At 61.1% G+C, this 23,413-nt stretch carries 20 protein-coding genes and 2 pseudogenes; 5 read left to right on the top strand and 17 right to left on the bottom strand.

The annotated features are described in order from the left end of the window. Positions 1–61: 61 nt before the first annotated feature. Together ABWL43_RS02655 and ABWL43_RS02650 are read left to right on the top strand one after the other, a co-directional pair. Entirely contained in the window at positions 62–1,087 is a 1,026-nt protein-coding gene (locus ABWL43_RS02655) for an iron ABC transporter substrate-binding protein (RefSeq protein WP_404486602.1), read from the top strand. After that, complete coding sequence (locus ABWL43_RS02650) at positions 1,087–2,652, top strand: ABC transporter permease (protein WP_404486600.1); 1,566 nt, start codon at positions 1,087–1,089, stop codon at positions 2,650–2,652. Before ABWL43_RS02655 ends, ABWL43_RS02650 begins: the two co-directional genes overlap by 1 nt. A gap of 90 nt (positions 2,653–2,742) precedes the next feature. On the opposite strand, the pseudogene ABWL43_RS02645 reads toward ABWL43_RS02650, so the two are convergent. The 13 genes and pseudogenes from ABWL43_RS02645 to ABWL43_RS02585 all read right to left on the bottom strand — a co-directional run. Further along, a pseudogene (locus ABWL43_RS02645) lies at positions 2,743–3,258 on the bottom strand (methyl-accepting chemotaxis protein); the annotation flags it as partial. Positions 3,259–3,648: 390 nt separating this feature from the next. Then, positions 3,649–3,702 (bottom strand): annotated as a pseudogene (locus ABWL43_RS02640) (hypothetical protein); the annotation flags it as partial. Between the two features lie 1,114 nt (positions 3,703–4,816). Next, a complete protein-coding gene (locus ABWL43_RS02635; RefSeq protein ID WP_122718812.1) occupies positions 4,817–6,106 on the bottom strand; it encodes an adenylosuccinate synthase in 1,290 nt (429 codons plus the stop codon). Positions 6,107–6,160: 54 nt separating this feature from the next. Further along, positions 6,161–7,348 carry an ATP phosphoribosyltransferase regulatory subunit gene (locus tag ABWL43_RS02630; protein WP_145160163.1) on the bottom strand — a complete coding sequence of 396 codons (1,188 nt, stop codon included), beginning with the start codon at positions 7,346–7,348 and terminating at the stop codon, positions 6,161–6,163. Positions 7,349–7,652: 304 nt separating this feature from the next. Further along, positions 7,653–8,519 carry a protease modulator HflC gene (gene hflC, locus ABWL43_RS02625; RefSeq protein ID WP_017138460.1) on the bottom strand — a complete coding sequence of 289 codons (867 nt, stop codon included), beginning with the start codon at positions 8,517–8,519 and terminating at the stop codon, positions 7,653–7,655. After that, the gene (gene hflK, locus ABWL43_RS02620; protein WP_106577626.1) at positions 8,519–9,694 is read right to left on the bottom strand and encodes an FtsH protease activity modulator HflK; all 1,176 of its coding nucleotides are present in this window, start codon (positions 9,692–9,694) and stop codon (positions 8,519–8,521) included. The genes hflC and hflK overlap by 1 nt, the downstream gene beginning before the upstream one ends. A gap of 96 nt (positions 9,695–9,790) precedes the next feature. Beyond that, positions 9,791–11,092, bottom strand: a complete 1,302-nt coding sequence (gene hflX, locus ABWL43_RS02615; RefSeq protein WP_106577625.1) for a ribosome rescue GTPase HflX — start codon at positions 11,090–11,092, stop codon at positions 9,791–9,793. A gap of 12 nt (positions 11,093–11,104) precedes the next feature. Next, positions 11,105–11,365 (bottom strand): RNA chaperone Hfq, encoded by a 261-nt coding sequence (hfq, locus tag ABWL43_RS02610; protein WP_083355553.1) that lies wholly within the window; start codon positions 11,363–11,365, stop codon positions 11,105–11,107. Between the two features lie 93 nt (positions 11,366–11,458). After that, positions 11,459–12,430: a tRNA (adenosine(37)-N6)-dimethylallyltransferase MiaA gene (gene miaA / locus ABWL43_RS02605; RefSeq protein ID WP_145160161.1), complete on the bottom strand. Its 972-nt coding sequence runs from the start codon at positions 12,428–12,430 to the stop codon at positions 11,459–11,461. Continuing rightward, complete coding sequence (mutL, locus tag ABWL43_RS02600) at positions 12,430–14,343, bottom strand: DNA mismatch repair endonuclease MutL (protein ID WP_404486596.1); 1,914 nt, start codon at positions 14,341–14,343, stop codon at positions 12,430–12,432. The genes miaA and mutL overlap by 1 nt, the downstream gene beginning before the upstream one ends. Next, the gene (locus ABWL43_RS02595) at positions 14,343–15,764 is read right to left on the bottom strand and encodes an N-acetylmuramoyl-L-alanine amidase (protein ID WP_106577622.1); all 1,422 of its coding nucleotides are present in this window, start codon (positions 15,762–15,764) and stop codon (positions 14,343–14,345) included. The genes mutL and ABWL43_RS02595 overlap by 1 nt, the downstream gene beginning before the upstream one ends. Before the next feature lie 17 nt (positions 15,765–15,781). After that, positions 15,782–16,252 (bottom strand): tRNA (adenosine(37)-N6)-threonylcarbamoyltransferase complex ATPase subunit type 1 TsaE, encoded by a 471-nt coding sequence (gene tsaE / locus ABWL43_RS02590; protein ID WP_404486594.1) that lies wholly within the window; start codon positions 16,250–16,252, stop codon positions 15,782–15,784. Next, positions 16,240–17,100 (bottom strand): NAD(P)H-hydrate dehydratase, encoded by an 861-nt coding sequence (locus ABWL43_RS02585; protein WP_404486592.1) that lies wholly within the window; start codon positions 17,098–17,100, stop codon positions 16,240–16,242. The genes tsaE and ABWL43_RS02585 overlap by 13 nt, the downstream gene beginning before the upstream one ends. 63 nt (positions 17,101–17,163) lie before the next feature. On the opposite strand from ABWL43_RS02585, the gene queG reads away from it, so the two are divergent. After that, positions 17,164–18,228 (top strand): tRNA epoxyqueuosine(34) reductase QueG, encoded by a 1,065-nt coding sequence (queG, locus tag ABWL43_RS02580; protein ID WP_404486590.1) that lies wholly within the window; start codon positions 17,164–17,166, stop codon positions 18,226–18,228. Here queG and ABWL43_RS02575 read toward each other — a convergent pair. Further along, entirely contained in the window at positions 18,225–18,842 is a 618-nt protein-coding gene (locus tag ABWL43_RS02575) for a trimeric intracellular cation channel family protein (RefSeq protein WP_177410090.1), read from the bottom strand. The genes queG and ABWL43_RS02575 overlap by 4 nt on opposite strands. Positions 18,843–19,023: 181 nt before the next feature. Beyond that, positions 19,024–19,566: an oligoribonuclease gene (gene orn / locus ABWL43_RS02570; protein ID WP_124416282.1), complete on the bottom strand. Its 543-nt coding sequence runs from the start codon at positions 19,564–19,566 to the stop codon at positions 19,024–19,026. Between the two features lie 108 nt (positions 19,567–19,674). Here orn and rsgA point away from each other — a divergent pair, with 108 nt between their 5' ends. Together rsgA and ABWL43_RS02560 are read left to right on the top strand one after the other, a co-directional pair. After that, a complete protein-coding gene (gene rsgA / locus ABWL43_RS02565; RefSeq protein WP_262208748.1) occupies positions 19,675–20,706 on the top strand; it encodes a small ribosomal subunit biogenesis GTPase RsgA in 1,032 nt (343 codons plus the stop codon). 286 nt (positions 20,707–20,992) lie between these two features. Then, entirely contained in the window at positions 20,993–21,388 is a 396-nt protein-coding gene (locus tag ABWL43_RS02560) for a type II toxin-antitoxin system PemK/MazF family toxin (RefSeq protein WP_404486587.1), read from the top strand. 58 nt (positions 21,389–21,446) lie between these two features. Here the strand turns inward: ABWL43_RS02560 and motB are convergent, their stop codons facing one another. Together motB and motA are read right to left on the bottom strand one after the other, a co-directional pair. Further along, positions 21,447–22,469: a flagellar motor protein MotB gene (motB, locus tag ABWL43_RS02555; RefSeq protein ID WP_145160146.1), complete on the bottom strand. Its 1,023-nt coding sequence runs from the start codon at positions 22,467–22,469 to the stop codon at positions 21,447–21,449. A gap of 3 nt (positions 22,470–22,472) precedes the next feature. Continuing rightward, the gene (gene motA, locus ABWL43_RS02550; protein WP_017138472.1) at positions 22,473–23,324 is read right to left on the bottom strand and encodes a flagellar motor stator protein MotA; all 852 of its coding nucleotides are present in this window, start codon (positions 23,322–23,324) and stop codon (positions 22,473–22,475) included. Between the last annotated feature and the right edge of the window lie 89 nt (positions 23,325–23,413).

Genomic DNA, 23,413 nt, shown 5'->3' with positions numbered 1-23,413 from the left:
TGAGAAGTTTTATCGTTTATCCTTGTAAGGATTTGTTGCACTCAAGTGAGGAAAACCCCGGATGATGATCCGCGATACCCGTCTCAAGACATCCCTTCTGCGTGGCCTGACCATCACTCTGCTCGGCCTGACCCTGCTCTCGCCCGCTGCCTATTCTGCCGACAAGGTTGCACTGACCTTGTACAACGGCCAACACAAGGAGGTCGGCGATGAACTCGCCAAAGCCTTCGAAGCCAAGACCGGCATTCACGTCAATGTGCGCAAGGGCAGCAGCAACCAGCTGGCCAGCCAGGTCGTGGAAGAAGGCGACCGCTCCCCTGCCGACGTGATCTACACCGAAGAGTCGCCGCCACTGAACAAGCTTGGCGAACAAGGCCTGCTGGCGAAGATCGATGCCAGCACCCTCGACGTATTGCCCAAGGATTACGTCGGCAGCAACGGCGACTGGATGGGCGTCACCGCACGCACCCGCGTTGTCGCGTTCAACCCCAAACTGATCGCCGAAAAAGACCTGCCCAAGTCGGTTCTGGATTTCGCCAGCCCCGAGTGGCAAGGCAAAGTCGGCTTCGTCCCTACCAGCGGCGCGTTCCAGGAACAAGCCGTGGCGATCATCAAACTGCACGGCCGCGAAGCCGCTGAAGAATGGCTGACCGGCTTGCGCGCGTTCGGCAAGGTCTACAGCAACAACATGGTCGCCCTCAAGGCTGTGGAAAACGGCGAAGTCGCCACCGTGCTGGTGAATAACTACTACTGGTTTGCCCTGAAGAAGGAAAAAACCAACCTGGATTCCCAGCTGCATTACTTCACCGATGGCGACGCGGGCGGCCTGATCACCGTGTCTTCGGCTGCCGCGCTGAAATCCAGCAAGCACCCCAAGGAAGCCCAACAGTTGCTCGCCTTCATGGCCAGCGAAGAAGGCCAGCGCGTGATCACCAACACCTCGGCCGAATACCCGCTGCGCAAGGGCATGGAATCCAACCGTGGCCTCAAGCCGTTCAGCGAGCTGCAACCACCGAAAGTCACCCCTGCGGACCTTGGCAACGCCGAAGAAGCCCTGGACCTGGAACGTGACGTTGGCTTGAACTGATGAACCCATCGCTATCCGCCCCTGCCTTGCGCGGGGGTTTGAGCCCGCGACGCAAGCGCCCGTCGATCTGGTTGCTGCTCCCCGTCCTGTTTCTGGTTGGCTTGAGCCTGCTGCCGCTGGTCTATGTCGGCACCAAAGCATGGCAGGCGGGCTGGGCGGAGGCGATACACCTTTTGTGGCGCCCCTATGTATTCGGCCTGCTGCGCAACACCCTGGCGCTGATGATTGGCGTGACGGTCGCCTGCGGCGTGATCGGCCTGTCCCTGGCGTGGCTGCTCGAGCGCAGCAACTTGCCCGGGCGGCGCATATGGGGCGTGATCCTGTGCCTGCCGTTTGCGGTGCCGGCGTTTGTCAGCAGCTTTACCTGGGTGTCACTGAGCGCCAACTTCGAAGGCCTGGGCGGGGCGATCCTGGTGATGACCCTGTCCAAATACCCGCTGGTGTTTCTGCCGGTGGCGGCGACGCTGCGCAATCTTGATCCTTCCCTCGAAGAGTCGGCCCGCACCTTGGGGCTGAATCGCTGGGGCGTCTTTTTTCGTATCACACTGCCCTTGCTGTGGCCTTCGCTACTGGCCGGGGCGCTGTTGATTGCTTTGCATATGCTGGTGGAGTTCGGCGCGCTGTCGATCATCGGCCTGCAAACCTTTACCACCGCGATCTACCAACAATTTGAACTCGAATTCAGCAATGCCAACGCCGCGATGCTGTCGGCGGTGTTGCTGGTGATGTGCCTGACACTGCTGTGGCTGGAACTGCGCGTGCGCGGCAAGGGCCGGCACGTGCGCATCGGCCAGGGCGCCGCGCGGCATGCCGAACAGGTCAAGCTGGGCAAGTGGGCCGCCTTGGGTCAGGTGTATTGCCTGGCGCTGGCGATCATTGGCAGCGGTATTCCGCTGGGGATGCTCGGGTATTGGCTGGCGGTGGGCTCATCGGCAGCCTTTCCCGTGGCCGAGATCAGTGAAGCACTGCTGTCGTCGCTGGCACTGTCACTGGGCGGCGCGGCGCTTTGCCTGGTGCTGGCCGTGCCGGTCGGGCTGCTGGTGGTGCGCTACAAAGGCCAACTGGCGATCTGGGCCGAGCGCCTGCCTTACCTGCTGCATGCCCTGCCCGGCTTGGTGATCGCATTGACGCTGGTGTATTTCGCCCTGCATTACGTGCCGGTGCTGTACCAGACTTCCGCGCTGCTTTTGATTGCCTATGCGCTGCTGTTTTTGCCACTGGCACAGGCGCCGATCCGTACGGCCTTGAACAAGGCGGCGCCGCAACTGGAAGAGGCAGCGCGCACGCTGGGCGCCTCGTCGTTCAGCGCGTTTTGCCGGGTGACCTTGCCAATTATTTTCCCGGCATTGGGCGCGGCGTTTGCGCTGGTGTTTCTGGACGCAATGAAGGAATTGACGGCGACGTTGCTGCTCAGTCCGACGGGGTTGAACACGCTGGCGACGGCCGTGTGGGCGCATACTTCGAATGTGGAGTTCGCGGCGGCGGCGCCTTATGCGGCGTTGTTGATTCTGGTGTCAGGGTTGCCGGTGTATCTGCTTACGACTCGGATGTATCTGAGCCGCTGAGACCGCTATCGCAGGCAAGCCAGCTCCCACATTCGAGTGCATTCCAATGTGGGAGCTGGCTTGCCTGCGATAGCGCCGGTACAGGCGGCGCTAAGCCCGAAACTGCCCCAGGCTCGCCTTCAACTGCGCCGCCAACCCATCCAGCACCTTGCCACTGGCGGTAGTCTCAACCACCGCCTGCGCAGCACGCTCGGCCTGGGCATGAATCACCTCGACCCGCCCACGCACCGCGTGCGCACCCTGCGCCTGATGCTCAGCCGCGCGCGTCGCCAACCCAATTGCTGCGTGCACCTGCTCCACTGAAGCCTGCACCGTTTGCTGCAAGCGCACGCTGTCGCGCAGCACCAACAAACCTTCATTGGCCTGACGCCCGGCCTTGCCGATGGTTTCCACCGCCTCGCGCGCGCCTTGCTGCAACGCTACGATGTGCGCCTGGATATCACCGGTCGAGCTTTGGGTTTTACTCGCCAGCGCCCGCACTTCATCGGCCACGACCGCAAAACCACGCCCGGTCTCACCGGCACGCGCCGCTTCGATGGCCGCGTTGAGCGCCAGCAGGTTGGTCTGCTCGGCAATGCCATGAATCACTGTGAGCACCACTTCAATTTGCTCGCTTTGCTGAGCCAGCCGCTCAATGACCTGGGAGCCGGCTTGCACCTGCCCGGCCAACGCTTCGATCAAGCCGCCGACCTCCGCCGACGTCCGCGAGTTTTCGTCCGTGGCCTGGCGAATATCCACCACCTGCTGCAACGCCGCCTGCATCGCGTGGCTTTCGGCCTGGGCCTCATCGGCCATTTGCGACAGCGCGCGCAAGCTCTCGGCCACCTCATCACGCTGCAGGCCCGCCGCCGCATCAGCGCCGGCATTGCGCAACGTCATCGCGCCGATTTCCACGCCGGTGCGCTGGGCCACATCGCCGGCCTCGCGCACGATGGGCTGCAACTTATCCACAAAGCGATTGACCGCCGAGGCCATGTCGCCGATCTCGTCCTTGCTGCTGATTTGCACGCGCTTGGTGAGGTCGCCCTCGCCCGCGGCCAGATCATCCATGGCCGCAATCAGCAGCTTCAGGCGATTGACCACACGGCGCCCCAGCACGACAGCGATCAGCAGCAATACGCCGAACCCAACCATCGCCAGCCCCATGCCGATGCGCCAGCGCAAGGTGCCTGCGGCCTCCTGCACGGCGCTGGTGGTGTTGGCGGCCATCTGCGTGGCGGTGGCTTGCGCAGACTGCAGCCGCGCGCCCATGGAGGCCGCGCTGTCTGCGGCAGCACCCTTAAGACTGTCGCCCACCAGCTGATCGCTGCTGGCGATCAGCGCGGCAAAACGCTTGTCCAGTGCCGCCAGGTCGGTTTCTACCGCCGCGGTCGAAACGCCCATGCGCACCTTGCCAATCTCTACGCCATTGGGGCTGATCGACGCTTCGACGTAGAACACGGCAGGATCATTTTTCGCCGCATCCAGGACTTTATCCAGCGCACGGTCGCCCTGACCTTTGGCCAGTAATGCCTGGTTGATCGGGTTGTCGCGGTTTAGATAACGGGTCAGATGCTCGCCGGCCGCATCGTCGTAAACCACAAACAGCACGTTGGGATTGCGCTGGGCACGCCGGGCGAACTCCGACAGCGTTGGCACGTCGCTGTCCCACATGGCGCGCGGCGCCACCGAGGCCAGCAGTTGTGCCATGTCACTGGCCGAGTCTTGCAGGTCTTTTTCCAGGGTCGCACGCAGTTGCTTCTGCTCATCCTGCAAGCGCGTGGAAAGCCCCGCCGTCAGACGCTGGCGCGTGCTCGAAGACAGACTGTCCAGACTGGAGGTGACTTCCTTGCCGGCTTGCGCCAGCTCGCCGGACAGTTTCTGGCTGTCGATACCCAGGCGGTTGCCCAGATCGGCTTCCAATGCGGTGACCGTGCTCCGCGTCAGAGCGACGGCGACCAGCACTTGCACCAAAAGAGCGATACCAAGGGTAACGAACACCGGCCGCAACAGCCGGCTTTGTAACAATGAGAGAACGGCAGACACTGGAAATCCCTCCACCACGGGTGCCATTAATTTGATAGCACCGCGAAAGAAAGAACCATAGCAAGGGTCGTGCCGTTTGCCAGCCGGATACGAAAAAGGGCTCCCGAAGGAGCCCTTTGCTTTTTACATCAACAGCTTATTAAGCGAACGGGTGACGCAGAACGATGGTTTCGTTGCGGTCCGGGCCCGTCGAAATAATGTCGATTGGCGCACCGATCAGCTCTTCAACGCGCTTGATGTATGCACGGGCGTTGGCTGGCAGCTCTTCCAGGGTTTTGGCACCCACGGTAGACTCGGTCCAGCCCGGCACTTCTTCGTACACAGGCTGCAGGCCCACGTAGCTGTCAGCGTCAGTTGGCGCAACGTCCTTACCGTCTGCATCTTTGTAGCCGACGCAGATGTTGATGGCTTCCAGACCGTCGAGTACGTCCAGTTTGGTCAGGCAGATGCCCGAGATGCTGTTCACATCGATAGCGCGACGCAGGATAACCGCGTCGAACCAGCCGCAACGACGAGCACGGCCGGTGGTGGCGCCGAACTCATGACCTTGCTTGGCCAGGTGCGCGCCGACTTCGTCGAACAGCTCAGTCGGGAACGGGCCCGAACCTACGCGCGTGGTGTAAGCCTTGGTGATGCCCAGGATGTAGTCCAGGAACATCGGGCCGACACCCGAACCGGTAGCAACGCCGCCAGCGGTGGTGTTGGAGCTGGTCACGTACGGGTAGGTGCCGTGGTCGATGTCGAGCAACGAGCCCTGGGCGCCTTCGAACATGATGTCTTTGCCGGCGCGACGCAGGTCGTGCAGCTCAGCCGTCACGTCGAGCATCAGCGGCTTAAGCAGCTCGGCGTACTCTTTGCACTCGGCCAGGGTCTTTTCGAATTCAATGGCCGGCTCTTTGTAGTAACCAACGAGCATGAAGTTGTGGTAGTCCACCAGTTCACGCAGCTTGTCTTCAAAGCGCGGCATGTTGAGCAGGTCGCCCACACGCAGGCCACGACGTGCAACCTTGTCTTCGTAGGCCGGGCCGATGCCGCGACCGGTAGTACCGATCTTCAGCTCGCCACGGGCCTTTTCACGGGCCTGGTCCAGCGCAACGTGGAAGGACAGGATCAGCGGGCAGGACGGGCTGATACGCAGGCGCTCGCGCACCGGCACACCCTTTTCTTCCAGCTTGGTGATCTCGCGCAGCAGGGCGTCAGGTGCAACCACCACGCCGTTGCCGATCAGGCACTGTACGCCTTCGCGCAATACGCCCGACGGGATCAGGTGCAAGACGGTTTTTTCGCCATCGATGACCAGGGTGTGGCCAGCGTTGTGGCCACCTTGGTAGCGCACTACGGCGGCAGCATGTTCGGTCAGCAGATCAACGATCTTGCCTTTGCCCTCATCACCCCATTGGGTGCCCAGGACTACGACATTCTTACCCATAACACTTGTCCTCATTCGCGCAAACTTGGTGCCGGCGATGGCCGGCAGGAAAACTCAAGAAGCCAGTGGCGATACTTGCCAAAGCCCGTTCTGCAGAATCAATTGCCGGTCGCAGTCCGCTTCACGGGCGGCGGCCAATGGCTGCCCAGGCAAAGCCTGGACGACACGCTGACCCTCACTGCGCAACTGGCAAACCTGCTGCCAGAGTGCTGCGTCCGTGCTGTCGGGCATCCAGACGCCACCAGACGGCAGCTCGACCTCAGCACGCCCCAGGGTCACCAGGGTTTTCAAATCGGTGGAAAAGCCGGTTGCCGGACGGGCGCGACCGAAGTCGGCGCCAATATCGTCATAACGACCGCCTTGGGCGATGGCCTGGCCAACACCCGGTACAAACACGGCGAACACCACACCGGTGTGGTAGTGGTAGCCGCGCAATTCGCCCAGGTCAAAATACAGCGGCAGTTGCGGGAAGCGCGCCGACAAACGCTCGGCAATCGCCAGCACGTCATCGAGCGCCGCCAATACAGGCGCCGGCGCATTGGCCAGGCGCTCGCGCGCAGCCACCAGCACTTCACGGCCACCGCACAGGTCAACCAGCGCACGCAGCATGCCGGCGAGGTCAGCAGGTACACCCTCGGTAAGGGCGATCACTTCATCGATAGCCTTGCGTTGCAGGGCATCGAACAACTGCTGCTCCACTTCACCGGACAAACCGGCCGCGCGGGCCAGGCCACGGTAGATACCGACGTGGCCCAGATCCATGTGCACATCCGGCACGTCAGCCAGTTGCAGCATGGCCAGCATCAAGCTGATCACTTCAACGTCGCTGCTCGGGCTGGCATCACCGTACAACTCGGCGCCCAATTGAATCGGGCTACGCGAAGACGACAAGGCACGCGGTTGCGCATGCAGCACGCTGCCGGCATAGCAAAGACGGCTGGGACCTTCGCGGCGCAGGGTGTGCGCATCGATACGGGCCACTTGCGGCGTGATGTCGGCGCGAAAGCCCATTTGCCGACCCGATTGCGGGTCGATGACCTTGAAGGTGCGCAGATCCAGGTCCTGGCCCGCGCCGGTCAGCAGGGATTCCAGGTACTCGATATGGGGGGTCACGACAAACTCGTAACCCCAGCTCTGGAACAGATCCAACACCTGGCGACGCGCTACTTCAATGCGCGCAGCTTCTGGTGGCAGTACTTCTTCGATGCCATCTGGCAGCAGCCAGCGGTCTACCGTTGCCATTACGCCATTCCCCTATGATCCGGGCGGCCAGCCCTCGGCCGAGCCCTGAGTGAAGCAGAAAATGCCCGGCCCCTGCATAAACAACGCGCAAGAACGACGTGACGAATGGCCTGCTAGCGGCCTCGTCGGGCACTTTCCTCGAAAAACCTGTGGCGTCTGCAACGCACCACAACAATCAAACATGCAGACGCAAAAAAGCCGGGAATTTCCCGGCTGCCGCATCATACACCCGTTTTCTGAAAGGATCACCCCGCCAGGCATTTTAGCCGCCCGACGGAGTGTGTCCTACAGAATCACCGGCTGGTTACTTGGACTTTTCCAGGTAGCGGAAGAAGTCGCTGCTTGGGTCCAGCACCATGACGTCGGTTTTGTTCGCGAAGCTTTCACGGTAAGCGCGCAGGCTACGGTAGAACGCGTAGAACTCCTGATCCTGACCGTAAGCCTTGGCGTAGATCGCCGCAGCTTGAGCATCGCCATCACCACGGGCCTCTTCAGACTCGCGATAGGCTTCTGCCAGCAGTACACGGCGCTGACGGTCGGCATCCGCACGGATACCTTCGGCCAACTCGTTACCTTTGGCGCGGTGCTCACGGGCTTCACGCTCACGCTCGGTGCTCATACGCTCGAACACGCTGCGGTTCACTTCCTTAGGCAGGTCGATCGCCTTGACCCGGACATCAACAACCTCGATGCCCAGTTCTTTTTCAGCCATGGTGTTCAGCGAACGCGTGATGTCAGCCATCAGCGCATCACGCTCACCGGACACCACCTCGTGCAGGGTGCGTTTACCGAACTGGTCACGAAGGCCCGATTCCAGACGGCGCGACAAACGCTCGTCGGCAATCTGCTTGAGGCCGGATGTCGCGGTGTAGAAACGCTCGGCATCCTTGACGCGCCACTTGGCGTAGGCGTCAACCATCACGGCTTTCTTTTCCAGGGTCAGGAAGCGCTGTGTCGGTGCATCCAGGGTCATCAGGCGGCCGTCGAACTTGCGCACCTGGTTCACGTAGGGGACTTTCACATGCAGGCCCGGCTGGACATCCGCCTGGACCACACGACCGAATTGCAGCAACACCGCGCGCTCGGTCTGAGACACGATGTAGAAGCAGTTCCAGGCAGCGATGACCACGACGACGCCTACAATCAGGGCGGTCAGCGATTTATTGCTCATCAACGACTCTCCCTGGTACGTGTTTGCTGTTGCAGCAAGTCAGCGGCCGCACGGGCGCTCGCTTCATTGGCAGCAGCGGTCGAACCGGTAGCCGGTGCGCTGGTGCTGCTACGACCACCTTCGATCATCTTGTCCAGCGGCAGGTACAGCAGGTTGTTCTGCCCACCTTTGCTGCCGGTCACGAGAACCTTGCTGGTGTTGCTGAAGACTTCCTGCATGGTGTCCAGGTACAGACGCTCACGCGTGACTTCCGGAGCCTTGCGGTACTCGGCGACCAGCTTGGTGAAGCGATCCGCCTCACCCTTGGCGCGGGAAACCACTTCGTCGCGGTAACCATTGGCATCCTCGAGGATACGCTGGGCCTGACCGCGCGCTTCCGGCACGACGCCGTTGGCATAGGTCTCAGCCTGGTTGCGCGAACGCTGCTCGTCTTCACGGGCGCGGATCACGTCGTCAAAGGCTTCCTGCACTTCGCGCGGTGCAGCTGCGCTCTGTACGTTCACCTGGGTAACGGTGATACCGGTGCGATAAGTGTCGAGGAACCGTTGCAGGCGCTCCTTGATCTCGCTGGCCATCAATTCACGACCTTCGGTCAGCACCTGGTCCATGGCGGTGGAACCGACCACGTGACGCAGTGCACTTTCGGTTGCGTGTTGCAGGCTGATTTCCGGCTGATCAACGTTCAGCACGAAGTCCTGCAGGTTGCTGATCTTGTACTGCACGGTCAGCGGCACTTCGACGATGTTCTCGTCTTCGGTCAGCATCTGGCCCTGCTTGGTATAGGCACGCTCACGCGTGACGTTTTCCATGTACTTCTTGTCGATCGGGGGGAAGTAGATATTCAGGCCCGGGCCGACAGTCTCGTAGTACTTGCCGAAGCGCAGCACCACGGCCTGCTCCTGCTCGTCCACGACGTAAACCGCGCTGTACAGCCACACGGCTGCGAGCACGACAAGACCCAGGCCCAGCAGGCCATAGCCACCGCCCTTGCTTGTGCGACCGCCGTCGTCACCACCACGTTTTTTCCCACCACCGAACAACCCATTCAGGCTTTCCTGCAGCTTTCGGAAGGCCTCGTCGAGATCCGGTGGCCCCTTGCGGTCGCCATTATTGCGGCGCTTACCACCCCAAGGATCCTGATTATTCGAGTTGCCACCCGGCTCATTCCAAGCCATAGCGCTCTCCATCTGATAAAGCAAAGACGCACCCACGGCGCGCCGACCAATGCTACAGAATGCCTGCTACTGCGGCACAACCGCTTTCGGAGGCTTTTATTGCAAAGTGTGTTGTTCGATGAACTCCGTCGGCACCACACCTTCACGGCTGACCAGCCGATTCAGCTCCGAGCGCGGCAATCGAACGGCCAGCAAGCTGACACCTTCTTCGTCGTATTCTTCTTTCTGTACGGCGCCCAGCTCGAAAAACTGTGCACGCAGTCGAGCAAAACGCTGAGGCAAGCGCAAGGTGCCGACAAACAAATCGCTGCCCAGCAACTCGGCAATGGCTTGTTCAAGCAATTCCAAACCACTGCCATCGCGCGCCGACAGCCAGACCCGCTGGGGCTTGCCGTCTTCATCACGCTGAATTTGTGGCTCCACGCCTTCAAGCAAATCGAGTTTGTTATAGACCTCGAGGATCGGCAAGTCCTGTGCACCAATCTCGCCCAGCACCACCATCACCTGCTCGATTTGCAACATGCGATCCGGTTCAGCCGCATCGATCACGTGCAACAGCAGGTCGGAATTGCTGGACTCTTCGAGCGTAGACCGAAACGCCTCGACCAGCTTGTGAGGCAAGTGACGAATGAAACCCACGGTGTCGGCCAGGACAATCGGCCCCAGGTCGTCCAGTTCCAGACGGCGCAAGGTCGGGTCGAGGGTGGCGAACAGTTGGTCGGCCGCGTACACGTCCGATTTCGTCACGTTATTGAACAGGGTGGATTTGCCGGCGTTGGTATAGCCCACCAGGGAAACGGTAGGGATATCCGCCCGCATGCGGCCGCGACGCGATTGCTCACGCTGGCTGCGCACTTTTTCCAGGCGACCCTTGATCTGACGCAGGCGAACCCGCAGCAGACGGCGGTCGGTTTCCAGCTGGGTTTCACCCGGACCGCGCATGCCGATACCGCCACCCTGACGCTCAAGGTGAGTCCAGCCGCGAACCAGCCGGGTGCTCATGTGGTCAAGCTGGGCCAGTTCGACCTGGAGCTTGCCTTCATGGGTACGGGCGCGTTGGGCGAAAATATCGAGAATCAGACCGGTACGGTCGATCACGCGACACTCGAAAACACGTTCGAGGTTACGTTCCTGACTAGGCGTGAGGGTGTGATTGAAGATCACCAGATCGGCTTCTTCAGCATGGACCAGGTCGCGCAGTTCCTCGACCTTGCCGCTGCCGATCAGGAATTTGGCGGTTGGCCGATGACGCGGTACGTTAAAAAACGCAACGGTCTCGGCGCCGGCCGAATTTGCCAACTCCTGAAACTCCTGCGGATCTTCGCGCGCCTCAGGGTCCTGTCCATCCAAGTGAACGAGGATTACTCGCTCACCACCACCGTGGCGCTCAAAGAACAAAGGAGACTCCTATCAGGCGTTACCTGGCTCAGCGTCACCCTGTTCGGTATCAGTTGCGCTAGGCAGACGGATAGGACGAACGGGAACGACTGTCGAGATAGCGTGCTTGTAAACCATCTGGCTGACGGTATTTTTCAGCAGGATCACGAACTGGTCGAACGACTCGATCGTGCCTTGCAGCTTGATCCCGTTGACCAGGTAGATGGAAACCCCCACTTTCTCTTTACGTAAAGTATTCAAGTAAGGGTCTTGTAGCGAATGCCCTTTTGACATGTGCCGCACTCCTTTAAGGATCAATAATAAAATTCGGAAAATAGATAGCTTATGGCCGTCACACCCCCAAGGATAGACGGCAATTGCAAGGACTCAGCTCAATATGGAGACCGTTCCCAAGTATTTCAAGGCGCGTGACAGATTGTCGCTGTCCAGGCTGTCCAGCCAGTGCAAATCGCTCCAGCTGCGCAACCAGGTGAACTGGCGTTTCGCCAATTGGCGCGTGGCAATGATGCCGCGCTCCTGCATTTCGGCTGACGTCAGCTTGCCATCCAGATGATCCCAGACTTGGCGGTAGCCAACAGCACGTATCGACGGCAACCCAGCATGCAGGTCACCTCGGGAACGCAGTGCTACGACCTCATCCACAAACCCCTGTTCCAACATAATTGTGAATCTTTGTGCAATTCGTTCATGCAGCACCTGACGATTTGCCGGAGCAATGGCCAGATTCGCCACAGTATAGGGTAATACTGCCTGTCCAGACGCGCCTGCGTCAGCACTTTGCGCAGTTTGTTTCAGCCGATGTTCAGTCATTGTCTGGCCGCTGACCCGCCAGACTTCCAGGGCGCGAGTGAGTCGCTGCGGGTCATTGGGATGAATGCGCGCCGCCGACACCGGGTCAACCGCCGCCAATTGGTCGTGCAGGGCTTGCCAGCCAAGGCGTGCAGCCTCTTCCTCGAGTTCGGCGCGAACCTGCGCGTCGGCCGGCGGCATATCCGCCAGACCTTCCTGCAACGCCTTGTAGTAGAGCATCGTGCCGCCCACCAGCAGCGGAATATTGCCCCGCGCGGTGATCTCGGCCATGGCGGCCAAGGCATCGGTGCGAAAATCTGCCGCGGAATAGCTCTCGGCCGGGTCGATAATGTCGATCAGCTTATGCGGATACTCGGCCAGCAGCGCTTTTGAAGGCTTGGCCGTGCCGATGTCCATGTCCCGGTAAACCAGGGCAGAGTCGACACTGATCAGCTCGCACGGCAACACCTTGGTCAGCTCGATGGCCAGGTCAGTCTTGCCGGCAGCCGTGGGGCCCATCAGGAAGATTGCGGGGGGCAAGGCGCTCATCAACGGCCGCGCAAGAACAGTTTGTCCAGATCGTCCAGGCCCATTTGGGTCCAGGTCGGTCGGCCGTGGTTGCATTGGCCGCTGCGCTCGGTGTTTTCCATGTCGCGCAGCAAACCGTTCATTTCTGGCAAGGCCAGCCGGCGGTTGGCGCGGATCGCGCCGTGGCAGGCCATGGTGCCGAGCAGTTCGTTGATGTGTGCCTGGATGCGGTCACTGGTGCCGTATTCCATCAGGTCCGCGAGTACGTCGGCGACCAGACGGTTAGCTTCAGCTTGTTTGAGCAGCGCAGGAATCTGGCGGATCGCCAGGGTTTCCGGGCCCAGGCGCTGCAACTCGAACCCCAGTTTCTGGAACACGCTGTGGTGCTCCTCAGCGCAATCGGCTTCACGCTGGCTGACGGCCAGGGATTCGGGCACCAGCAATGGCTGGCCGCTGAGGCCTTCGCTGGCCATGGCGATCTTCAAGCGCTCGTACATGATCCGCTCATGGGCGGCGTGCATGTCCACCAGCACCAGGCCGTGGGCGTTTTCCGCCAGAATGTAGATGCCCTTGAGTTGCGCCAGCGCATAGCCCAGCGGCGGGATATCACCGCCACCTTCTGGCAACGCGACAGCAGTGGGCTCGGCCCCCGGCAGCGGCGCGAAAAACTCGCGATAGGCCGCCTGGGCTTCTGCCACCGGCACTGCCGACTGCGGACGCGGCGTGTATTGATACTGATAACCCGCGCCCGCCCCGGAACCCGGCGCCGTGTAAGCAGGCTGAGGCGGTGGCGATTGCAGCAGGTTGGCCGCCAGGCTCATTTCGCCCTGAGGGCCGAACTCGCCGGCTTCCGGGCCGCTCGGCCGCACCACCGCCGTCACGATCGGCGCAGACAGCTGATCATCCGGGCGCACATCGCCCAGGGCGCGGTGCAAGGTGCCATAAAGGAAGTCATGCACCATGCGCCCGTCACGGAAGCGCACTTCGTGTTTGGTCGGGTGCACGTTGACGTCGACCACCGACGGATCGACTTCAAAAAACAGTACAAACGTAGGATGCCGCCCGTTGAACAGCACGTCGCGGTAGGCCTGGCGCACCGCGTGAGCCACCAGCTTGTCGCGTACCGCGCGGCCATTCACAAAGAAATACTGCAAGTCCGCCTGGCTACGGGAAAAGGTTGGCAAACCCACCCAGCCCCACAGCCGCAAGCCATTGCGTTCGATCTCGATCGGCAGCGCCTGCTCCAGGAAACCCGCGCCGCAGATTGCCGACACACGCCGAGCGCGCGCCGCGTCGTCATGGGCTTCGTGCAGGCTGAGGATGGTCTTGCCGTTATGGCGCAAGTGAAACGCCACGTCGAAACGCGCCAAGGCCAGGCGCTTGATGACTTCTTGCAGGTGATCGAATTCGGTTTTTTCGGCCTTGAGGAATTTGCGCCGCGCCGGGGTATTGAAGAACAGGTCGCGCACTTCCACCGAAGTGCCCACCGGGTGCGCCGCCGGCTGGACCCTGGGCGCCATGTCGCGGCCTTCGGTTTCCACCTGCCAGGCCTGCTCGGCGCTGCGGGTGCGCGAAGTCAGCGTCAGGCGCGCCACCGAGCTGATAGAGGCCAGCGCCTCACCGCGAAAACCCAGGCTCATCACCCGTTCAAGGTCTTCCAGGTCGCGAATCTTGCTGGTGGCGTGACGCGCCAGGGCCAGCGGCAGGTCTTCGGAAGAGATGCCACTGCCGTCGTCGCGCACGCGCAGCAGCTTGACGCCGCCCTGTTCCACGTCGACATCAATGCGCTTGGCGCCGGAGTCGATGCTGTTTTCCAGCAGCTCCTTGATCACCGACGCCGGGCGCTCAACCACCTCGCCCGCGGCAATCTGGTTGGCCAGGCGCGGGCTGAGCAGCTCGATGCGCGAGCCACTGTTCAAGACTGATTCGCTCATTACTGCGCCGCCAATTCGGTGCCAGGGATGGTCAACACCTGGCCGACTTTCAACTCGTCGGTCTTCAGGTTATTGGCGCTGCGCAAGGTAGCGGCCGACACCTGAAAACGCACGGCCAGCATCGCCAGGGTGTCGCCAGGCTGCACGCGATGGTCACGTGGGCCCTGGGCGATTTTCCCGGAGTCACGCAGCCAGGCAATGTAGGTGCCCGGCGGCGGGTTCTGCTGGAAGAACTGGCGAATGCCGGCGCTGATCGAGCGCGCCAACGCCTGCTGGTGGCTGGCGCTGGCCAGCTTCGAGGCTTCGTTGGAGTTGGAGATAAACCCGGTTTCGACCAGGATCGACGGAATGTCCGGCGACTTCAACACCATGAACCCGGCCTGCTCCACGCGCTGCTTGTGCAGCGAGGTCACGCGACCGATGTTGCTCAGGACCTTCTGGCCGACGTTCAAGCTGGAGGTCAGCGAGGCGGTCATCGACAGGTCGAGCAGTACGCCGGCGAGCATTTTGTCTTTGTCGTCGAGGGACACGTTGCCAGCCCCGCCGATCAAGTCGGAACGGTTTTCGCTGTCCGCCAGCCAACGCGCGGTCTCGGACGTGGCGCCGCGATCCGACAGGGCAAACACCGAGGCGCCGAAGGCAGCGGCCGATGGCGCGGCGTCGGCGTGGATCGACACGAACAGGTCGGCGCCCTTCTTGCGAGCGATTTCGGTACGGCCACGCAAAGGAATGAAGTAGTCGCCGGTACGGGTCAGCTCGGCGCGATAGCCTTTCATGCCACTGACCTGACGTTGCAGTTCACGGGCGATGGCCAGCACCACGTCTTTTTCATGCTGGCCGCGCGAGCCGGAGGCGCCCGGGTCTTCACCGCCGTGACCGGCGTCGATCACCACAATAATGTCGCGCTTACCCGCAGGTGCGGGCGGCGGCGGTGGCAGCTTGACCTGAGGCTGCGATGGATTGACCGGCACCGCTGGCACAGTCGCCACGCTTGGCGTCGGCGCAGGCGGCGGCGCGGCATCGGCGGCATTGTCGAACAGATCGACCACCAAGCGGTTGCCATATTGGGCGTTCGGCGCCAGCACAAAGCTTTTCGGGGTCACCGCCTTTTTCAGGTCGATCACCACTCGCAGGTCGGTCGGCGTGCGCTGCGCCGAGCGCATCGAGGTAATCGGCGTGTTGGCGGTGGAGACTTTCAACGGCGCGGCCAGGGTCGCACCGTTGATGTCGATCACCAGGCGATCAGGCGCCGTGAGGGTAAAGACGCTGTGCTGGACCGGGCCAGACAGGTCAAACACCAGTCGCGTGTTATCCGGCGCTCGCCACAGGCGAACACTTTTCACCTGTGAAGCAGCCAGAGCATTGAAAGTCATTGCCGCAAGCAACACCCCTACGACAGCAACCATCGCGCGAAAGCGCATACCTAACCCCACCAATTTTATTTGAATTCCAGTGCCAGAGCGGCGCACCACGACTCACCGCGCGCGCTCTGGGGCAACAACTTCAGCTGACGTCCGTGGCCATGCGGCGTAATGGTAATGGTCAGGTCCGGCTTTGGCAAAAAGCCTGTGCCTTTATCTGGCCACTCGATCAGGCACAAAGCGTCTTCGTCGAAGTAATCACGGATGCCCATGTATTCCAGTTCTTCCGGATCGACCAGACGATACAGGTCGAAATGGAAGGCGCGAACCCTACCGATCTCGTAGGGTTCGACCAGAGTGAACGTCGGGCTTTTTACCGCGCCCGTGTGGCCCAACCCGCGAATAATGCCGCGTGACAGCGTGGTCTTGCCCGCCCCCAGGTCGCCTTCGAGAAAGATCAGCCCCGCGCCGTTCGTGACTTGGGCAATGCGATTTCCGAACGCAACCATGGCGTCTTCATCGCCCAGAAAAAGCGTTACTTCAGACACGGTGACTGCTCCTCCAGCAATTGACGAATGGCAGGTATCAGGTCGCTGGCAGCCAGCCCGCGACCGAAAGTGCCTTGGCGATCCCCCGCCGTGGCGTGCAACCACACCGCCAGGCAGCTGGCTTCATAAGCCGGCATGCCCTGGGCCAGCAACGCGCCGACCAGACCACTCAACACATCGCCCAGGCCCGCCGTGGCCATCGCCGGGTGGCCCTGGTCACAGCGCGAAACACGCCCGTCCGGGCTGGCAATCAAACTGCCAGCACCCTTGAGAATAGCCACTGCATTGAATTTCTGGCTCAACGCGCGCGCCACCTTAAGGCGATCGGCCTGAACCTCGGCTGTCTTCATGCCCATCAAGCGCGCTGCTTCGCCAGGATGTGGCGTGATCACCGAGTTGGCCGGCAGGCTGACGCTGCCGGTAGCCAGTTGATTCAAGGCGTCCGCATCCCAGACTTGCGCCTGTTTGGCGTTGGCGGCGACGGATAACAGGCTTTTGCCCCAGGACGCCTCTGCGAGGCCTGGACCGATGACGATCACCGAAATTTTTTCCAGCAGCCCCATCAACTGATTGGCCGAACTCACGCCAACCGTCATGACTTCCGGCAGGCGCGCCAGTGCGGCGGGGACGTGCTCAGGGCGGGTGGCCAGCGAGACCATGCCCGCGCCGCTGCGCAAGGCGCTTTCGGCGCTCAGCAGCGCGGCGCCGCCAAAGCCGTGGTCGCCGCCGATGACCAGCAGGTGACCGAACTGGCCTTTATGGGCATCCGGGGCGCGTGCAGCCAGTTGCGGCAAATGGCCGTGCAACAGCGGCTGTACGTCGGTTATTGCGTGTTTTGTCTGCGGCATGCGTCTTCAAGCTCCGATGTCTGGCAGAATTATACCTATCTCACCTGCGGTTTCCCTTGTCTCATGCCTGCCATCACCACCGATCTGCTCGCCCTCGCCCAATCGATCAAAGACTGGGGTCGCGAGCTGGGCTTTCAACAAGTCGGCATCAGCGGCCTGGACCTGGCCGAGCATGAACAGCACCTGCAACGCTGGCTCGACGCGGGCTACCACGGCGAGATGGACTACATGGGCGCCCATGGCAGCAAGCGCTCGCACCCCGATGAACTGGTGCCGGGCACGCTGCGCGTGGTCTCGCTGCGCATGGATTATCTGCCAGGCGACACCCAAATGGCGCAGTTGCTGGCCAAGCCAGAAAAAGCCTACATATCCCGTTACGCCCTCGGCCGCGACTACCACAAGCTGATCCGCAAGCGCGTGCAGCAACTGGCCGATCGCATTCAGGCCCAGATCGGCCCGTTTGGCTTTCGCGCGTTTGTCGACAGCGCGCCGGTGCTGGAAAAAGCCATCGCCGAGCAGGCCGGTCTCGGCTGGATCGGCAAAAACACCCTGGTGCTCAATCGCAAGGCCGGCAGCTATTTCTTCCTCAGCGAGCTGTTTGTCGATTTGCCACTGCCGGTAGATCCGCCTCACGCCACCGAGCACTGCGGCCGCTGCACTGCTTGCCTGGATATTTGCCCCACCAACGCGTTTGTCGGCCCCTATGTACTGGACGCACGACGCTGCATTTCCTACCTCACCATCGAGCTCAAAAGCTCGATTCCTGAAGACCTGCGCCCGCTGATCGGCAACCGCGTGTTCGGTTGCGATGACTGTCAGATCGTTTGCCCGTGGAATCGTTTCGCCCGACCTACCGACGAAGGCGATTTCAAGCCTCGGCACAATCTGGATAACGCCGAGCTGGCCGAACTGTTTATGTGGGACGAGGATAAATTCCTCAGCAGCACCGAAGGTTCGCCACTACGCCGCGCCGGTTATGAACGCTGGCTGCGCAACCTGGCCGTGGGCCTGGGCAATGCGCCGTCGAGCATTCCAGTGCTTGAAGCCTTGAAGGCGCGCCGGGATTACCCATCGGACTTGGTGCGCGAACACGTCGAGTGGGCGCTCAACCAGCACGCTACGCGCTAGTGCACGTCGTCGTTGTAGACGAACTTGGGCATTTCCCAGTGAAAACGGATGGCCAGCAGGCGCAACAGAAAGCCGCTGAACAAGGTCAGCAGAATTGCTTGCTCGCTGGGCAACTGCAGATAAAGGCAGAGCATGTAGAACCAGGCGGCAAGGAACGACACGCTGGCGTACAGCTCGCGGCGGAAGATCAGCGGGATGTCGTTGCAGAAAATATCCCGCAGGATGCCGCCAAATACGCCAGTGATCACGCCGCTGACTGACGCCACCAACATGCCGTGGCCCATTTCCAGGGCGGTCATGCAGCCGATCAAGGTGAACGCCACCAGGCCCACGGCGTCCAGCGCCAGGAACAGTGAACGCAGGTGGCGCATCAACGGTGCAATAAAGATCGTCACCAACGCAGCGATGGAGGTCAGCACCAGGTATTCCGGGTGTTTGACCCAGGTCAACGGGTAATGCCCAAGCAACACATCGCGCACCGAACCACCGCCCAATGCCGTGACGCAAGCAATCAGCACCACCCCAAACCAGTCCATGCCACGCCGCCCGGCGGACAGCGCGCCGGTCATGGCTTCGGCGGTGATGGCGATGAGGTAGAGCATCAACAGCATGATGGCGATCCTTGCAATGAGGCGCGCAGTCTAATCATTTGGTGATGGCACCAAAAGGGGGCGCCAGGCGAAAGACCGCGTCAACAGCATCGCAGGCAAGCCAGCTCCCACACTTGAATGCATTCACACATCAAAATGTGGGAGCTGGCTTGCCTGCGATGAGACCAGAGCAGGCTCTGCAGACTCAGGCCTTGATGAAATGCTTACGGTAATGCTGCAGCTCAGCAATCGACTCGCGAATGTCATCCAACGCCAAATGCGTGCTGCCTTTATGGAAGCTGTCTTTGACTTCCGGCGCCCAGCGCGCGGCCAGCTCTTTGAGCGTCGACACATCCAGGTTGCGGTAGTGGAAGTAGCTTTCCAGCGCTTTCATGTGCGTATAAAGGAAGCGGCGATCCTGGCAGATGCTGTTGCCGCAGATCGGCGACTTGCCCTTGGGCACCCATTTTTCCAGGAAGGCGATGGTTTCAGCTTCGGCGTCGCGCATGCTGATGCGGCTGTCTCGCACCCGCTGGGTCAGGCCGGAGTTGCCGTGGGTGCGCGTGTTCCATTCATCCATGGTGGCGAGGACGGCGTCGCTGTGGTGAATGGCGATCACCGGACCTTCGGCCAAGGTGTTGAGATTGCTGTCGGTGACAATCGTCGCCATCTCGATGATGACGTCGGTGTCGGGGTTCAGACCGGTCATTTCCAGATCGATCCAAATCAGGTTCTGTGGGTTTTGCATGGCTTGATTCTCTTGGCACCTTGGCGTAGCTGCGCAGTTTAGCAGGCAGGGGCGTGCTAGACTCGCGACCGTTTTACCTAACTTTTGCATTATCGACACGGAACACCCATGGCCAAACGCCAGCTCAATCGTCGCCAAAACTGGCGCATCGAAAAGATCCAAGGTGAACGCGCAGCGCGCGCCGCCAAACGTGAATCCTCCGCCGTAGAGGCGCTCGAGGGCGGCGACCTGGGCCCCGAACAGACGGGTCTGGTGATCGCGCACTTTGGTGTGCAGGTCGAAGTCGAGGCGCTGGAAGGCGAACTCGCAGGCTCTGTTTCCCGCTGCCACTTGCGCGCCAACCTGCCTGCGCTGGTGACCGGCGACAAGGTCGTGTGGCGCGCCGGCAACCAGGGGATCGGCGTGATCGTCGCCCAGTTGCCCCGCACTACTGAATTGCGGCGCCCTGACAGCCGCGGCCAGCTCAAGCCGGTGGCCGCCAACGTCGACATGATCGTGATCGTGTTCGCGCCACTGCCCGAGCCGCATGCCAATCTGATCGACCGTTACCTGGTCGCGGCCGAGCATGCCGGCATTCGCCCGCTGTTGCTGTTGAACAAATTCGACTTGATCGACGAGCAAAACGCCCCGGCGCTCAACGCGCTGCTGGCGGTCTACCGCACGCTGGGTTACCCGGTGCTGGAAGTCTCGGCGCATCACGGCAATGGCATGGAACAGCTGCAACAGCAGTTGGACGGGCGCATCAGTGTGTTCGTCGGCCAGTCGGGCGTGGGCAAGTCGTCGCTGGTCAACAGCTTGCTGCCAGAAGTCGACACACGCGTGGGCCCGCTGTCGGAACTGTCCGGCCAGGGCACCCACACCACCACCACCGCGCGGTTGTTCCACTTCCCCGGCGGCGGCGAACTGATCGACTCCCCAGGCATCCGTGAATTCGGCCTCGGCCACGTCAGCCGTGCCGATGTGGAAGCGGGTTTCATCGAGTTCAACGACCTGATCGGCACCTGCCGCTTCCGCGACTGCAAACACGACCGCGAGCCTGGTTGTGCACTGCTCAAGGCGCTGGAGGATGGTCGCGTACAGCAGCAGCGCATGAACAGCTATCGGTCGATTATTGCGAGCTTGCCCGAGAGCAGTTACTGAAGATCCATTTCTTGACACACATAAACCAGGGCACTGCAGGCCCTAGCCCATTGATTTAGTAGGAGCAGGCATCAAGAATCCGGACCAACTGGGTGGCTCATACGCACAAGCCAGCTTGTATTCGGATTTCCCGATGCCCATAATTGCTCCGTCACCAGCGAAAGCTGGCAGGAGTCTGGATCCTTTTCGGGGTTGATCCAGCGGCGCAGAAGGGGCGAAGCAAGCTCCGCTGCGTGTCGAATGAAGCCGCCTTCGGGCGGCTTTGCTTTTTGTGGGGAATTAACACTTGGCTCTCTACTGTCACCCCAAACAAGGCGATGTGCTGCTCTGCGACTTCACCCGCGGCTTTGTGGCTCCGGAAATGCTGAAGATCCGCAAAGTCGTAGTGATATCCCCCACCGCAACTCACAGCCGCAAGCTCTGCACGGTGGTGCCGATCTCCTCCACCGCGCCAGATATCCAGCACGACTGGCACCATCTGTTGCGAACCAATCCCCTTCAATCCGATGGCTATAAACAGCTCTGGGTGAAGTGCGACATGATTTATACCGTCAGCTTCGAACGCCTCGACAAACTCCACAGAAAAACACGCGCCAAAGGACGAGAGTATTTCGTGCCGCGCCTGTGCAGCGATGACATGCGAGGCGTAATCAGTGGTATCAAAGCCTACCTGCCACTCTGAGCAGAATTGAAAACGCCCCGATTATCGGGGCGTTTTCATTGATGCTGTGTAAATACCACTAGGAGCCTGGCGCAGGCGCCGTAGGATCTTTCACCCCACCATCATCAAACAGGTTCAGCTTCTGCCGCAGCTCGTGGGCCGGCAGCGGCTCCTGCCCTGGCGGAATCGCGTTCGGGTCGGCCGGCACTTCGCCCGGTGCGCCCTCGCCTTGGGCCGGTGCCGCCGGCGCTGCGCCCTGATCGCCTTCGATCGCACGCTGGGCCTTTTTGGTCAGCACGACAATATCAATCCGACGGTTGATCGGGTTGAACGGGTCTTTAGGATCAAACAGCTGCGACGACGCAAAACCCACCACGCGCGCCACTTGCGGGTCCGGGTAGCTGCCCGCTACCAGCGCACGGCGGGCGGCGTTGGCGCGGTTGGCCGAGAGTTCCCAGTTGCCGAAGTCACCCTGGCCCGCGTACGGCTTGGCGTCGGTGTGGCCGCTGATGCTGATCTTGTTCGGCACCGCCTTGATGGTGTCAGCCATGGCCAGCAGGATGTCTTCAAAGTACGGTTTCAGACGCGCGCTGCCGGAGTCGAACATCGGCCGGTTGGCGGCGTCGGTGATCTGGATGCGCAAGCCTTCCGGCGTGATCTCGAAAGAAATCTGATCCTTGAACTTCAGCAACTGCGGGTTCTCTTCAACCTTGGTCTGCAGTTCCTGCAGCAACAATTCCAGGCGTTCCTGCTCGACCTGCTCGGCCATCGACTCGACGGTGTCGCGCTCGATCGGGATTTTTTCCTGCGGCGCTTCGGTCTTGACCTCCGGGTTGATGGTGCGCTCAGGCGCCAGCTGCGGAGAGCCGCCCAGGTCAATCACAAACGGTGTGCCGCTTTCCGAAAAGCCAATCGGGTCTTTGAAGTAACCGGCGATGGCGATCTTCTGTTCGGGCGTGGCGGTGGACATCAGCCACAGCACCAGGAAGAACGCCATCATCGCCGTGGCAAAGTCGGCGAAGGCGATTTTCCAGGCGCCGCCATGGTGCCCCGCAGCGAAGCGCTTGACGCGCTTGATGATTATCGGCTGGTTGTTTTCCATGATTTAGCGACCGCGAACCGCTTGTTCCAGCTCGGCAAAACTTGGGCGATGTTTCGGGTACAGCACCTTGCGCCCGAACTCCACTGCCAGCGATGGCGGCATGCCGGACGCCGAAGCCACCAGGCAGGCCTTGATCGCTTCGTACAAATTCACTTCTTCCTTGGCATCGTGCGCCAGGGAAGTGGCCAGTGGGCCGAAGAAGCCGTAAGCGGCGAGAATACCGAAGAAGGTACCCACCAGGGCCGCGCCCACGTGCATGCCGATGGCCTTCTGGTCGCCTTCGCCCAGGGATGCCATGGTCACCACGATGCCGAGTACCGCCGCGACGATACCGAAACCGGGCATGCCGTCGGCAACGCCGGTCACGGCGTGGGACGGATGCTCCAGCTCTTCCTTAAGGCTGAACAGCTCCATGTCGAACAGGCCTTCCAACTCGTGCGGCGCCATGTTGCCGGAGGACATGATGCGCAGGTAATCGCAGATGTAGGCAGTCATGCGCTCATCTTTGAGCACCGCCGGGTACTTGGCGAAAATCGGGCTGGCGGCGGCGTCTTCGATGTCGCCCTCGATGGCCATCATGCCCTCGCGACGACTCTTGTTGAGGATCTCGTAGATCAGCCCCAGCACTTCCAAATAAAAGGTGTGGGAGAAGCGCGAGCTGAACATGCCCAGCGACTTCTTGATCACGTGCATGGTCATGTAGCCGGGGTTGGCCTGCAGGAATGCGCCAAACGCGGCACCGCCGATGATCAACACTTCGAAGGGCTGGATCAGCGCGGCAATTTTACCGTGGGACAGGACGTACCCACCGAGCACACTTGCGATGACGACGATGATGCCGATAATTTTAGCCATAGGAGATTGGTACTTGCGCCGTCGGGTTCATGGACATATTGGGTGAAGCTGAAAACTCTTGTTCTACTTATCGGCAAAACTGCGCCAGA

Source organism: Pseudomonas sp. HT11, assembly GCF_044875395.1.
Classification (GTDB): domain Bacteria; phylum Pseudomonadota; class Gammaproteobacteria; order Pseudomonadales; family Pseudomonadaceae; genus Aquipseudomonas.
This window is presented reverse-complemented; position numbering and strand designations above follow the sequence as displayed.